A 13,177-nucleotide genomic window follows, 5' to 3' on the forward strand; every position below is an offset into this window, starting at 1 on the left:
GAACATATGTTCGATGAACAGAGGTCGGAGTTGTATTCGCGCACCCTCTGTCGACGGATACCGTGTGGTCGTGGGGAAGATTCGGTCGATTCTGGCCATCGCATCGCTTGTACTGTTCGTGTCGGCCTGTGGACGGGCCGACACCCGAGATGTGCCGACAACGGGCGCGACCGGTCCAACAGGGACGAGTGCGGTGCCAGCCACACCGGCGGCCCTACCACTCTGCTCCGACGTGCAGGGGTCCAGATCCGGCCAGCGCGCGGACTGCACACTGATCTCGCGTGACCGGGCCGGGCTGTCCTTCATCGTGCGGCACAGCTCCAACCCGCAACCGACGGTCACCGTCGACGTGGTCGGGGCCGACGGCGGAATCCGTCAGACCCTGGTGGAGCAGGTCGACACCTCCGCCGGGAAGCCGACACTGCTCGAACTGTCCGACGACGGACGCGATCAGCTGATCGTCCCCCTCCGCACCGGCACGGCCAACACCACCTACGCGGTCTATCGCGCAACCGATTCCGCACCCGACTTCGTCCGCGCCGGGGAGATCATCGGCGTCGGCGTCGACCGCACAGCGAGCGGCTACGTCGTCGGCAACCTCCGTGGCAGTCCCGCCGGTAGAAACTCGTACACCAGCTTCTGGCGCTTCCTGGGCTCCCAACTCCACCTCGTAGCAGCAACCAAAACTACGGTGAATCCCGCCGGTCCGAACACCTGCACGATCGACGACGCGGATGAAGGTGGACACGGCAAGGCCCCCAAGGTCACCGAACCTGCACTGGCGCAACGCTTCTGCGCGGAGGAGATCCTCCGCGCCGCACCTGTTCAATGAAACGCCACCCGGGCAAGGGTTTTCAGCGAAAGCCGATCTCGGCGAAGGTGCACCCGCCGCGTTCCGCGTGCGAAAGCACCTGTCGAGAAGCGAGTCTCGGGACCTGCCGGAAGTACTGGCGGTATCCGGTCGCCCGGAACTTCAGGTCGAACGCATGCCCTTCGATGTGCCAGAGCGGAAGGTCCTCGCGGCCATCGTCGGGTACCAGTCGGTGCAGGCCGTCGACCTCCAGCGTAGGAGTCGTGCCCTTGAAGTCGAGGTCACCCTCGAGATCCCACACGTTGTCGAAGACGAGCGTCGCCGGGGCCACCCAGAAGGAGAAATACGTCGCCGGTGGGACCGGATGCACCCACCGAACGATGTAGTCGAGGTCGAGGATTAGCCGAGGCAGCACGTCTTCCGTGGGCTGTACGCACAGACCGTGGATGGTGGCGTCGTGCCAACCCATCTCCGAGAAGTCGTCGTCGGTCCAGACGCTCTTGGAAAGACCCGACTCGGGGTGCCCGCCATCCACTCTTGTATCCAAGCAGGCCGATTACTTCGCCCCAACCATGGACCACCCTGATCAAGACCGCCGACCAGCGCAGTGCAGACGCTATTTCGGTGGTTGGAAACCGCCGAGCTTCTGTTCGAGTAGTTCAGCGAGGCGTAAGGGAGTGCGGTCTTCGAACATCGGGCCGAGGAGTTGGACTCCGACCGGCAGGCCTTCGGGGGAAGGACCGGTGGGGATGGCGGTGGCGGGGAGGCCGGGCATGGTTGCTGTTCCGGCCCAGACGAGTTGGTCGAAGTAGTGGTGGGGGGTGCCGTCGATGGTGAGGTGGCGGGTTTCCAGGGTTCCGGTGTGGTCGTGCGGGAAGGCGGGGGTGGGGGTGATGGGGCAGACCACGGCGTCGAAATCGGTGAAGAGGTGTCGCCAAGCCTCGCGGTGGAGTTCGCGGCGGCTGTTGGCGTGCACCCAGTCGCGGTGGGTGAGGACCATGCCGCGTAGGCGGGCGGCGTCGAGACTTCCGTCGTCGGGGTGAAGAGATGTGGCCTGGATTCGCAGTTGTTCGTAGACCTCGAGGGGGAGACTCGCGGCGGCGTTGGACAGCATCAGTTGCATGTAGAGCGTCGCGGCTTCGGTTTGGTCGGGCAGTAGAGGGCTGTGTCGTTCGACGCGGGCACCCGCGTCGGCCAGCGCGTCGGCGACGCGGTTGACGCCCGCTCGGACCGCCGACCCGGTGGGGATGAGCGGGTGATCCTCGATGATCAGGACGCGGAAGTCGCAGAGCCGTTCGTGGCGCGGGGGTGGGAGGGCGAGTGTGTAGGCGACACCGTGGGTCAGTGGGTCCGGTCCGGCCATGACGTCGAGCAGCAGGGTGAGGTCGCGGGCGGTGCGCGCCATGGGGCCGACGACGGCCAGGTCCAGATCGATCGGTAGCGCGGGGTTGGGTGGTGCGACCATGCCGCGAGTCGGTGCCAGACCAAGGGTCGGTTTGTGGGCGTAGACACCGCAGAAGTGGGCGGGGGTGCGCAGGGAACCGGCGAGGTCGGAGCCGATGGAGAGCGCGCCGAACCCTGCCGCCAGAGCCGCCGCCGACCCGCCGGACGAGCCGCCCGACGTGCGGCTGTGATCCCACGGATTGTTGGTGGTGCCGTAGATGTCGTTGAAGCTCTGGATATCTCGCAGCGTCATCGGCACATTGGTTTTGCCGAGCACCACCGCGCCAGCGGCCTTCAGGCGCGACACCTGCACCGCGTCCTCGGTCGGCACATAGCCCGCGTGCTGCGGCAGGCCCCACGTCGTGGGTAGCCCGGCCATGTCGTAGGACTCCTTGACCGTCACCGGAATACCGAGCAGCGGCCGATCCTCACCGCGGGCACGCGCCTGGTCGGCGCGCCGGGCAGCGGCCCGCGCACGGTCGAAATCCGGTACGCAGATCGCGTTGATCGCCGTATCGTCGCGCTCGATGCGGGCGATCGCCTCGTCGGTGAGCTCCACCGAGGTCACCGCACCGGCACGTAGGGCAGCGGAAAGCTCTTCGGCCGATCGAAAACTCCATTCCATGAATTCGACGTTATCGGCAACCCGAAAAAGCCATAAAATTCCTTTTCGCGCAACGGCACGACAGAACCAGCGCCCCAGAATTAGGGGGCAGCCGAAATCCACTGCGCGACTATACGATTCCGCCATGATCTCTTCGACTCGGACACTGCGTGTCGGTATCGCCGCTCTCGCCGTCACCACCGGACTCGTCATCGCCGCGGGCCCGGCCGCCGCCGACACCACCGGCACCGGCAGCAGCTCGATCGGCACCGGCTCCGCCGAGCTGGCGCAGGACCTCATCCAGCAGTTCGCGTGTGCCGTGGGGGCCATGTCCTGCCCCATCATCATCAAGCCCTGACCACGAGCGGACCAGCGGAAAGGCCGAGCCGAATTCCGCTTGGACGTCGAACATCTCGCACAAGCCCCACCGAGTCCCATCCGGAATCCGGATGGGACTCGGTCGTTTTCACGCCCTTTGTCCGCGCCGTGTTGCGCCCCGAGCCCGCACCGCGATTTGTTCAGCGGAGGGCAGTGCCCTGGCGGGGGAAAGGGATTGTGCATGAGCGTTCGAATCGTCGAGCCGGGCTCCGATGTCGAGGAACCGGAGCTACCGGACCGGGAATCCTGGCGGCCGATATCCCGGATTCTGTTCCGGTTCGGGCTGGTGTATTTCGGCCTGTTCGCCCTGCTGACCCAGGTCATTCTGGAATTTCCGGGAGTGGCGACTTGGTGGGGTCCGATCGCGGTGCGAGGGCCGCGCCCGGTCGTCGAATGGGTGGGGCGCACGGTTTTCGACGCCGAGGTCGTGTACCGGGAATCGGGTAGCGGCGACACCGCCTACGACTGGGTGCTGCTGTTCTGCGTTCTCGTCACGGCGATCACCGTGACGGCGGTGTGGAGCATCCTCGATCGCGCCCACACCGAATACCGCACGGCGGCAGGCTGGTTGCTGGTATTCCTGCGGGTGTGCCTCGCGGGCACGATGCTGAGTTACGGCTTCGTCAAAGCGTTTCCGGTTCAAATGCCGCCGCCGTCGCTGACCCGGTTGCTGGAGCCGTTCGGCGATCTCACGCCCATGGCCGTGTTGTGGAGCCAGGTCGGGGTGTCGCCGATGTACGAGAGGCTGCTCGGTATTGCCGAAATATCGTGCGGCGTACTACTTCTGGTGCCGCGCACGACGGTGGCGGGGGCGGTGTCGAGCGTGATCGGCGCGGCGCAGGTGTGGATTCTGAATCTGACCTACGACGTGCCGGTGAAGATCCTGTCGTTCCATGTCCTGCTCATGGCGCTGGTACTGGCGGCTCCCGAGGCGCGCCGGATCACGGCGGTGCTGGCGGGTAAGGCCGTCGGACCGTCGACCGTGCCGCAGCCGTTCCGGAACTCCGCGCAACGTCGGGTTGTCGCGGGTATTCAGGTGGGACTGCTGCTGTGGCTGGTGGTCTCGGGCACGGTCAACGGTCTGGTGGCGTGGCAGCAGCGGGAGTCCCGATCGGAGTTCTACGGGATCTGGGAGGTCGATGCGTTCACCCGGGACGGACAGCCGGTGCCAGCCCTGCTCGGCGATGGGACACGGTGGCGTCGACTGGTATTCGATCAGCGCGGCACCGCCGACATCCAGACGATGGATGACCGATTCCGGCCGGTGCGAGCCGAAATCAGCGCACGGCGCCTCACCTTGCGCTGGTGGGACGCCTCCGACTCCGCCGCACCCTGGGCGATCTTCACCGTCGAACATCCCGCCCCGGATCGGTTGCGGCTCAATGGCGAAGCGGACGGACAACCGGTCACGATGGAACTGAGCCGATTCGACGCGGACCGTTTCACGCTGCGGCGGAGCGGATTTCATTGGATCAACGAATTCCCCAACAACCGGTGCTCATCGGGCCGACCGGCCTGCCCGACACCGACGGTCTCCTCGGCGAGGTGAGGACTCCCATGACGAAGCGGGCGTTCAGCTGTACCCGGATGTCAGGATGTGATCTCGACCAGCTGCTTGCCGAGGTTGCGACCCTCGAAGACGGCACGCAGCGCGCTGGGCGCGGATTCCAAGCCGCTGCTGACGGTCTCGGCGATGGTGATCGCTCCTCGAGCCTGCCAGTCGCGCAATGCCTGGAAGGCTTCGGGAAAGCGGTCGAGGTAGTCGAGAAAGATGAACCCTTCCATCCGTGCCCGATTCATCGCCAGGCTCATGTAGTTGCGCGGTCCACAGTCTGGATCGGTGCCCTGATATCCGGAGGAGATGGCCCCGGCCAGCACGACGCGCGCACGAGGGGCCAAGTGCGCCAAACCGTGCTCGAGGATGCGGCCGCCGACACCGTCGAAGAAGACGTCGACACCGTTGGGGGCGAGCCGGGTCAGACAGGCGCCGATATCGTCGTTTTTGTAGTCGACAGCGGCATCCAGGCCCGCCCGCTCCGTGAGCCAAGAGCACTTGTCCGGGCCGCCCGCGATACCGATGACCTTGCAGCCCAATGCTTTTGCGATTTGACCCGCGATCGACCCCGTGACGCCCGCCGCCGCCGAAACCAGCACCGTCTGGCCAGCCTCGGGACGGCCGACATCCGTCATGCCGAAGTACGCCGTCAACCCCGGAGCTCCGAACAGACTCAACATCGACGTGGGCGCAACGCCGTCCGGCACCACGTTCAATCCGAGCAGTCCGCCCGCCGACCGGACGACATAGTCCTGCCACCCCACCATTCCCGCGACCCAACTGCCCACCGGGCAATCCGGATCGTTCGACCGCACCACCTGCCCGACACCGCTGCCGCGCATCACCGCGCCGAGCGGCACAGGGTCCATATAGTTGTCGCCTTCGTTGAGCCAGCCTCGCTGCGTGGGGTCGATGCCCAACCAATGAACCCGAACCAGGGCCTCTCCCGGCCCCGGGGTCGGCACCGGCACGCTCCGTAGTTCGAAATCGTCGTCCCGCAGCGCTCCCACCGGCCGCCGACGCAACACCCACTGCCTGTTCAGTCCATCCACCACGACGATGCTAGATCGCCCAATCATGCCGCTCGATCCATTAATCCCACGACCTTCTGTCCTGGCGGCTCCCGGTGGATGTCGGCGGTGCGGGTGAGTATGTCGGCTCGTCGCGCGCGCGTCCTCGCAACGGCCTCGAATCCCGCGACTGGCGAGCTATCTCATCGAATGATCTCGGCGCGCACCCGCTCGTTCGGGGTCGCGATATCCCAGAACCGCACGGTGCCGCGCGCCGCGCGGTAATCGCCCGTACCGCCGGTGATGGCCATATCGAGTGGACTCGCGCCACGCGCCCACAGCGATTGCATTGTCACGGAGCCGTTTTCGAGCTCCATCGTGATCGTGCACTGCATCGTGACCTTGTCGCCCTCGACATACAGGACCTGACACGACCCGCCGCCCTGCCCGACCCTGCGCCCATCCTGGATCGCGTTCCCGGAGTAGACGTCCATATCGCCCAGACTCGGCCCCGGCTGGCCGAGGTCGAGCGCCTGGTACTGAGTGTTCTCCACCGCGAGCTCCAGAATGTCGACCTCGTCGCTCACGTCTCCCTCGGCTGCGGCGCAACCACCGAGCGCGACGGTGACGAGCACCCCGGCGGCGAGCCTCGAAAACCGTGTCTCGGTGAGGATTTGGTGGACTCTGTGCGATGCGTTGTATCCGGGCATGCCTCTCCAGACACCGGCGAGCATCGAAATGTGACACCGCGCGAAATATCGGTCATGTCTGCATGGCGGCTGTCAGTGCCGCTCGGGCGGTGGTCAAGGACGGCCCGTACCAGGTGAGGGCGCGGCCTTCGACCAGAATGCAGGGGATGTTCGGAAAGGCTTCGGGCCCGTCGGTTTCGGAGAAGGGGTAGGGCTCGTCGGGCAGGATCGCCAGATCCACTTCCTCGGTCAATTCGACGGCGGCGAGCGTGGGGTAGCGGTCGGGGCGGTCGGCGTGCACGAGGCGCAGCCCCAGGCGGCGGGCCAGGTCGGCGGTGAAGGTGTCGCGGCCGACGACCATCCATGGATCGCGCCAGATGGGGATGACCGTATTGCGGAAGGGGTCGGCGGGCGGAGCGGACCACTCGGTTACCGCTCGGGCCAGCCAGGTGGGCGAATCGACGGCCAAGGCCTCGGTGAACAGGCGGCGCAGGGATGCGAACGCCTCGTCGAGAGTGTGGATCCTGGTCACCCAGACCGGGATTCCCGCCGCACGCAACCGGTCGACATCGATCCGGCGATTCTCCTCCTGATTGCAGACGACCAGATCGGGTGCGAGCTCGACGATGCGCCGGACATGCGGATTCTTCGTCCCCCGCACCCGCTCGACCCGCAGGTCGGGTGGGTGCGAGCACCACTCGGTCGCCCCGACCAAGAGGTCGGGGCAGCTGGTCGCGATGGCCTCGGTCAGCGACGGCACCAGGGACACGACGCGACGGACGGGGCGGCGCACCCGCAGCGGGATGCCGAGATCATCCACCGGATCGGTCATACGCTCACCGTAGGTAGGGGGAGACCGCGCTGTAGATGCCGTACAGGGTGTCCACGACCAATCCGACGGCCAAGCCGGTATAGACGGACAACAGGTTGGGGCCCATGTTTTTCGAGGGTAGCCGGGCCCGCGGCGACCGTCGGGCGGCGGGTGTCGGGGGCGGGCGAATCGCCGGTGCGACGCGCCGATCGGCGGGGCAAAATTCGTGTGCGGCCTGCGGTGTTGTGCGGCCCTGTTCCGTTATCGTTCATCTCACTTGTTCAAGCTGCTACTGGCGCGCCAGGGCTGGTTCGTCTCATCCGGAGCGGGTGGCCGGTGCGGCATCTGCCCGACGCGACCCCCGACCGCTTCGAGAGATCGAGGGAACCGTGCCTGTACCTGTGACGCTTGTCGGTCGCTTCGTGCGGCTGGAACCCCTTGCGCCGCACCACGCTCCGGGTCTGGCGGAGGCGGCGCAGGGCAATCGCGACGACTACGCGTTCACCCCCGTCCCACACGGGGTGGACGAGGCCATCGACTACATCGCCGCGGCGGTGGCCGGGCACGCGGCGGGCACCTCGCTGGCCTACGCCGTGGTGGCCGCCGCCAACGACCGCGTGCTGGGCTCGACCCGGTTCAGCCGATTCGACTACTGGCAGGGGCCCGTGGTGTGGCCGCTGGTGCACGGGCTGCCGCCGGGCGACCCCCTGCTGGCCACCCCGGACGCGGCGGAGATCGGCAACACCTGGCTCTCCCCACACGCGCGCGGATCCGGAGTCAATCTGGAATCCAAACTGCTCCTGCTCGCCCACGCCTTCGAGGTGTGGCGGGTGCGGCGCATAGCCATGCGCGCCGATGTGCGAAATATGCGCTCCCGCATGGCCATCGAGCGGCTCGGCGCGACCAGCGACGGGGTGCGCCGGGCGCATTCGCGCGGGTTGGACGGCGCAGTGCGCAGCACCGCCTTCTACTCCATCCTGGACGAGGAATGGCCGCTGGTGCGCGCCACCATCGAGAGCCAGATGAGCCGCCGCCGCGCCGCCACCAGGCGTCTCATCGACGCCTGAGGAACACGACGAAACGGGCGATACCGCTCGACTATAATTCGCTGGTGTAGTTCGGTCGTCCGGTCGAGTCGACGACTCGACCGGACGGCGACCATTCGCCAGCCGATATCCGGGATCGTTCTCGAAGGAGAAGCGCATGCCCGATCCCACCCTCACCAAGGTATGCCTGGCCGACAGCCGTTCCGGCACACCCATTCTCAGCCTATTTCTGGTCCCCGAACCCCGGGTCCCCGGCGCCAGCATGCTGCACCTGCTGGAACAGGACCCCCTGCACGGCCGCGCCGTCGACCGCCCCACCTCGACGCTGGTCGACTGGTTGGAGACCGAAGCACCCGGCGGCCGCGCGGTGCGGACCCGCTTCCTGTCCTTCACCTCGGGTTTTCCCGACCCCGCCCGGGTGCACGCCATCCTCCGCGACCACTTCATCGCCGACCCGCCCACGGGCCTGGACACGGCCGATCCGGATGAGCTGACCCGACTGGAACTGCTGCCCGAACACCGCCTCGGCCCCCGCCGCATCGACGACTTCCACGATCACGCCGTGCGCCGGGCCATGCTCGCGGTCTACCGGCACTTCGAGATCGACCGTCGCATACCGCTCGTCTACCACGGCTACGCCGATCCGGTGGACGGCTGGTTCGAAAGCCCCGCCGCCCAGGCCTGAACTCAGCCCGCGGGTACCAGGGTGTCGAGCCGCCACGTCCGGTGCGGCGCCTCGAAGGTGAAAGTCTGTGCGTGCATGGCCGTTTCGCGCCCCGAATCGGGTTCGAGCACCAGCACGATCCGTTCGTCCGACGCCGCCTCGGGCACCGCGCCGTGCCACAGTCGCTCCCAATCCGTGGCGCGACGACACAGCCGCAGCACCTCCTCCACCCGCCGCGACTGCGCCGCCCCGATCATCTCCCGGAAGCGCCCCACCAGCAGCCGCGCCTCGGTCTCCCAGTCCGCCAGCACACAGCGGGCCATCGGGTCCAACAGCATCCAGGTGAGCAGATTCGCACCTGCCTCCAAGCCGGGGAACAATCGGGTGAAGGCGGGGTTGGCGGCGACGATATCGCAGGTCACGGCGGTGCGCAGGGCCGAGGGATGGGAAAAGCCGTGCACCAGCGCGAGTTCGGCTGGGCGCGGTTGCTCGACGGCCGACAGTATCGACGAGGAGAAGGGCAACCCGGGCTCTGACACCCTGGCAGTGTGCGGCATCACTCTTCGTACTCACTTCGCGTTCGGTTAAGCCGGATCACACCGAAGAGACGTGCCGCAGAATTTCTGCCATATTGATCGTTCAAGCAATTCTGTTTGCACGGAATCGGAAGTGGGTTCGGGGGTCGCTGGTCAGGTGGCGGTCACAGGTGTCGGGGTGCTGGGCCCACTGCACATCAGCATCGACGGACAACGAGTGCCTCCGGGTGCGCCCATGCAGTGCGCGGTACTGGGCCGACTGGTCGCGGCCGGTGGTCGAGTCGTGCCCACCGACCGGCTCATCGACGATCTGTGGAACGGTGACCCGCCCGCCAAAGCCACCGCGGCCCTGCAGGTCTACATCCACAATCTGCGCCGCGTCTTCGAACCGGATCGCCCGCGCCGCGCGCCCGCCCGCGTCATCGTCTCCGAATCCCACGGCTACGCCCTGAATCTCGAACCCGCCCAGGTGGATTCGTGGCAGTTCGAACAGCTGCTACGCGGCCACGAAGCCGCCATGCGCGATCCCGCCCTGCGCCCCGATCCGCTCGCCCAGTGCGAGGTGCTCGACGCCGCGCTGGCCTGCTGGCACGGCGCCGCCTTCGAATCCTTCCCCGGAATGCCCTGGGCGGCACAGGAAGCCGCGCGCCTGACCGCCCTGCGCCTGACCGCCGTCGAACTGCGGGGTCGCGCCGCCCTGGAGATGAACCGACCCGCCGAGGTGGTCCTCGGCCTGCGGCCCGTATTCGAGGAGAATCCGGGCCGCGAGGAGTGCGCGCGGCTGCTGGCGCTCGCGCAGTACCGGCTCGGACAATCCCTGGACGCGCTCACCACGGTGCGCCGCTGCCGAGAATTCCTGAACGGCGAATTCGGCGTGGACCCGGGACCCGCACTGCGGGAACTGGAGACGAGCATTCTCACCCATTCGGTGCGGGCGGACAGCCACCTGGTCCGACCCGACGACGGGACTTCGGGTTCCCATCGCCTGTCCGGGCGCGACGACGGTTCGGCGGCCCCGGCATCCGAGTCTCCGACCGTCCCCTTCCCGGTCGTGGCGCCGGATACTTTGGGCGACACCGGATATCCCGTCCAGCGCGCCGCCCTGCTGGTCGCCGCGGAGACCGCCGCCATCGGACAGGTCCGCCTGGTCTGGCTCTCCGGCGAGGCCGGGGCGGGCAAGACCACCCTCGCCACCGCCGTGGCCGCCCACCTCGCCCAGCGCTCCTGGACCACCGTCTTCGGCCGCTGCCCGGAGGTGGCCGACGCGCCCCCGGCCTGGGCCTGGGCCGAGGTGCTCACCGAACTCAATGCCGCGGACCCGGAAACCTCCACCGCCGCAGACGCTTTCACGCTCGCGCGGCGGGTGGTCCGACACTGTCGCACCGCCGCCGGGCCGGTCGCCATCGTGCTCGAGGATATGCACGGCGCCGACACCGCCACCCTCCAGGTGCTGCGGCAGGTGGTGAACTGGCTGCGCGACCGGCCCGTCCTCATCGTGGCCACGCTGCGCGGTTACGAGGCCGGGCCGGGTGTGCGCGATACCGCCGCCGCGCTGGCGCTGTTCACCGCCGACCGCATCGAACTCGACGGACTCGACCTCACCGGCACCCGCCGGGCCGCCGCCGCGGCCGGACTCCTCGACGCCGACGATCACACCGTCGCCCTGCTGCGGCGGCGCACCGGCGGCAATCCGCTGTTCGTGCGCGAACTGGCGAAACTCGTTGCCAGCCAAGGCACCACCGACGCGCTGCCCGACAGCGTGCGGGCCCTGCTCAGCCATCGCATCGCGCAATTGCCGCGCCCGGTGGTCGATATGCTCGAACACCTGTCGGTGTGGGGCGAGGACTGCGATGTGCACACCCTCACGGCCGCTACGGAACTCGCGCCCGACACCGTCATCGACCTGGTGGCCATCGCCGAACAGGCGCGCCTGCTGCGCACCGAACGCAGTGGACGCATCACCTTCGACCACGCCTTGGTGCGAGAGACCGTGTATTACGGCATTCCGGTCCTGCGCCGAGCCCGCATGCATTGGGCCGCTTTCGAATTGATGTGCGGTGTGAAATGCCTACCGGACTGCGCCGCGCCCCGAGGCCGCGACGCCGACACCCTGGCCCATCACGCCGCCCTCGGCGCGACCGCCGAAACCGCCGGGCGCGCCCTGGAATTCGTGCGCGCCGCCGCCCGCCGTTGCGACGAACGCCGGATGCGCGCCGACGCGGTACGCCGCTGGCGCTCGGTGCTCGCCCTGCACGAGCTGTCCGGGCACGACCGCCCGGAGGCCGCCCGCGCCGATCGCACGGCCGTCCTGGAGGCGCGCTGCGCCCTGGTCACCGCGCTCGCCTACGACGGGCAGCACCCGGCCGCGCGCGAGGTGCGCGAAACCGCCGTCGATCTCGCCGAGGAGCTCGGTGACACCGGGCTGCTCGCCCGCGCCGTCACCTGTTGGCCCACCCCGCTCATCTGGTCGGTGCGCGACTGGCACACCCCCGACCCGCGCATTCGCCAACCGCTGCGCGCCGCTCGCGCCGAGCGCGAACTGCCGGTGCGCACCCGAATCCTGGTGCTGGTCAGCACCGTGTTCGATATCGCGCTGGAGGATCCGGTCGCCGCCCGCGCCGCCGCCGACGAGGCGACCGCGCTCGCCGAACCCCTGGGCGATCCGGATCTGTGGTGCACCGCCGTCAACGCGCGGATCTTCGTGATCTTCGCCCGCGACGGATTCCTGCGCGCCGACGAGCTGAAAAAGCTCACCGCCCAACTGCTTCGGGCGGCCGCGGCGGCCGACCTCACCGAATTCCAGGCCCTGGCCCACTATCTGCTGTTCCGCGCCGCCCTGGCCGACGCCGATCTCGTCGAGGCCGCCGAACATGCCCGGCGCGCGGGCGAATACGCCACCGACGGGCAGCTGCGCCACCTGCTCGACGCGCTGGCCCCGTTCGAGTTCCTGCTCGAATTGCTCTGCGGCGATGTCGATTCCGCCGAACGCCTGCTGGAGACCTGGCATCGCGACGGCGTGCTGGGCGCCGCGCCGCTGGCCGTCGGCAATGTGGTCCGCGACGCTCAGGCCCTGCACATCGGCATGGTGCTGGCGCTGGCCTGGGCGCGCGGCGGCGACTTCTCCGGCCTCACCGCCGCCCTCGGGGAACGCGCGGCCATCGCCCCCGAGCTGTTCGCCTACGGCTACGCGCTCGCGCTGCTGCAATCGGGACAGTTCGAGCAGGCCCGCCGGGTGCTGGCCAGCGCGCCGCCCGTGGGCCCGCCCTTCCAGGCGACCTTCCTGGTGATCCGGGCGCGCATCGCGCTGTTCCTCGGCGACACCGCGACCACCCGGGAGCTCTACGCCCAGCTGCTGCCGTTGGCGGGCATTGTCGTCGGACTGGAATCCGGCGCGTCCTACCTGGGCGTCATGGACACCATTCTGGGTGAGCTCGCCGCCGCCCTCGGCGATCTCGAACGCGCCGCCGTGCACCGCGCCGCCGCCGAACGACTGACCCGGCGACTGCGCGAGGACGCCGAGCGGCTGCGCGCCGACCGTTCCCGCCCTACGTCCCCGCGATAGCTCCGAGACCGCCCGTCGTTAACCCCGGCGGCGTCGCGAGGGATAAGGGAACCGGAGACGGGTGCCGC

General features: G+C 68.3%; 12 protein-coding genes. 6 read left to right on the forward strand and 6 right to left on the reverse strand.

Translation table 11 applies throughout. The features are described 5' to 3' along the window. Positions 1–232: 232 nt before the first annotated feature. Positions 233–832 (forward strand): hypothetical protein, encoded by a 600-nt coding sequence (locus ACIBH2_RS16870; protein WP_397118306.1) that lies wholly within the window; start codon positions 233–235, stop codon positions 830–832. A 22-nt stretch (positions 833–854) separates the two neighbouring features. On the opposite strand, the gene ACIBH2_RS16875 is transcribed toward ACIBH2_RS16870, so the two are convergent. Then, entirely contained in the window at positions 855–1,346 is a 492-nt protein-coding gene (locus ACIBH2_RS16875) for a hypothetical protein (RefSeq protein ID WP_397118308.1), read from the reverse strand. Positions 1,347–1,427: 81 nt separating this feature from the next. Continuing rightward, entirely contained in the window at positions 1,428–2,879 is a 1,452-nt protein-coding gene (locus ACIBH2_RS16880; protein ID WP_397118310.1) for an amidase, read from the reverse strand. Positions 2,880–3,003: 124 nt separating this feature from the next. On the opposite strand from ACIBH2_RS16880, the gene ACIBH2_RS16885 reads away from it, so the two are divergent. Further along, complete coding sequence (locus ACIBH2_RS16885; protein WP_397118312.1) at positions 3,004–3,216, forward strand: hypothetical protein; 213 nt, start codon at positions 3,004–3,006, stop codon at positions 3,214–3,216. 201 nt (positions 3,217–3,417) lie between these two features. Continuing rightward, positions 3,418–4,785, forward strand: coding sequence for a DoxX family protein (locus ACIBH2_RS16890; protein WP_397118314.1), 1,368 nt, complete (start codon positions 3,418–3,420; stop codon positions 4,783–4,785). 41 nt (positions 4,786–4,826) lie between these two features. On the opposite strand, the gene ACIBH2_RS16895 is transcribed toward ACIBH2_RS16890, so the two are convergent. The 3 genes from ACIBH2_RS16895 to ACIBH2_RS16905 all read right to left on the reverse strand — a co-directional run bounded on the left by ACIBH2_RS16895 (position 4,827) and on the right by ACIBH2_RS16905 (position 7,322). Next, positions 4,827–5,843, reverse strand: a complete 1,017-nt coding sequence (locus ACIBH2_RS16895; RefSeq protein ID WP_397118316.1) for an NADP-dependent oxidoreductase — start codon at positions 5,841–5,843, stop codon at positions 4,827–4,829. 161 nt (positions 5,844–6,004) lie between these two features. Continuing rightward, positions 6,005–6,388 (reverse strand): hypothetical protein, encoded by a 384-nt coding sequence (locus ACIBH2_RS16900; protein ID WP_397118321.1) that lies wholly within the window; start codon positions 6,386–6,388, stop codon positions 6,005–6,007. A 175-nt stretch (positions 6,389–6,563) separates the two neighbouring features. Further along, complete coding sequence (locus ACIBH2_RS16905) at positions 6,564–7,322, reverse strand: helical backbone metal receptor (RefSeq protein WP_397118323.1); 759 nt, start codon at positions 7,320–7,322, stop codon at positions 6,564–6,566. Positions 7,323–7,702: 380 nt separating this feature from the next. Here ACIBH2_RS16905 and ACIBH2_RS16910 point away from each other — a divergent pair, with 380 nt between their 5' ends. Further along, the gene (locus ACIBH2_RS16910) at positions 7,703–8,368 is read left to right on the forward strand and encodes a GNAT family N-acetyltransferase (RefSeq protein ID WP_397118325.1); all 666 of its coding nucleotides are present in this window, start codon (positions 7,703–7,705) and stop codon (positions 8,366–8,368) included. Positions 8,369–8,504: 136 nt separating this feature from the next. Then, positions 8,505–9,032, forward strand: a complete 528-nt coding sequence (locus ACIBH2_RS16915) for a hypothetical protein (protein ID WP_397118327.1) — start codon at positions 8,505–8,507, stop codon at positions 9,030–9,032. A gap of 2 nt (positions 9,033–9,034) precedes the next feature. Here the strand turns inward: ACIBH2_RS16915 and ACIBH2_RS16920 are convergent, their stop codons facing one another. Beyond that, a complete protein-coding gene (locus ACIBH2_RS16920; RefSeq protein WP_397118329.1) occupies positions 9,035–9,550 on the reverse strand; it encodes a hypothetical protein in 516 nt (171 codons plus the stop codon). Between the two features lie 130 nt (positions 9,551–9,680). Here ACIBH2_RS16920 and ACIBH2_RS16925 point away from each other — a divergent pair, with 130 nt between their 5' ends. Further along, positions 9,681–13,109 (forward strand): BTAD domain-containing putative transcriptional regulator, encoded by a 3,429-nt coding sequence (locus tag ACIBH2_RS16925; protein ID WP_397118331.1) that lies wholly within the window; start codon positions 9,681–9,683, stop codon positions 13,107–13,109. Positions 13,110–13,177 lie beyond the last annotated feature (68 nt).

Origin of the sequence: Nocardia sp. NPDC050406 (assembly GCF_044459025.1) — a bacterium.
GTDB lineage: Bacteria > Actinomycetota > Actinomycetes > Mycobacteriales > Mycobacteriaceae > Nocardia.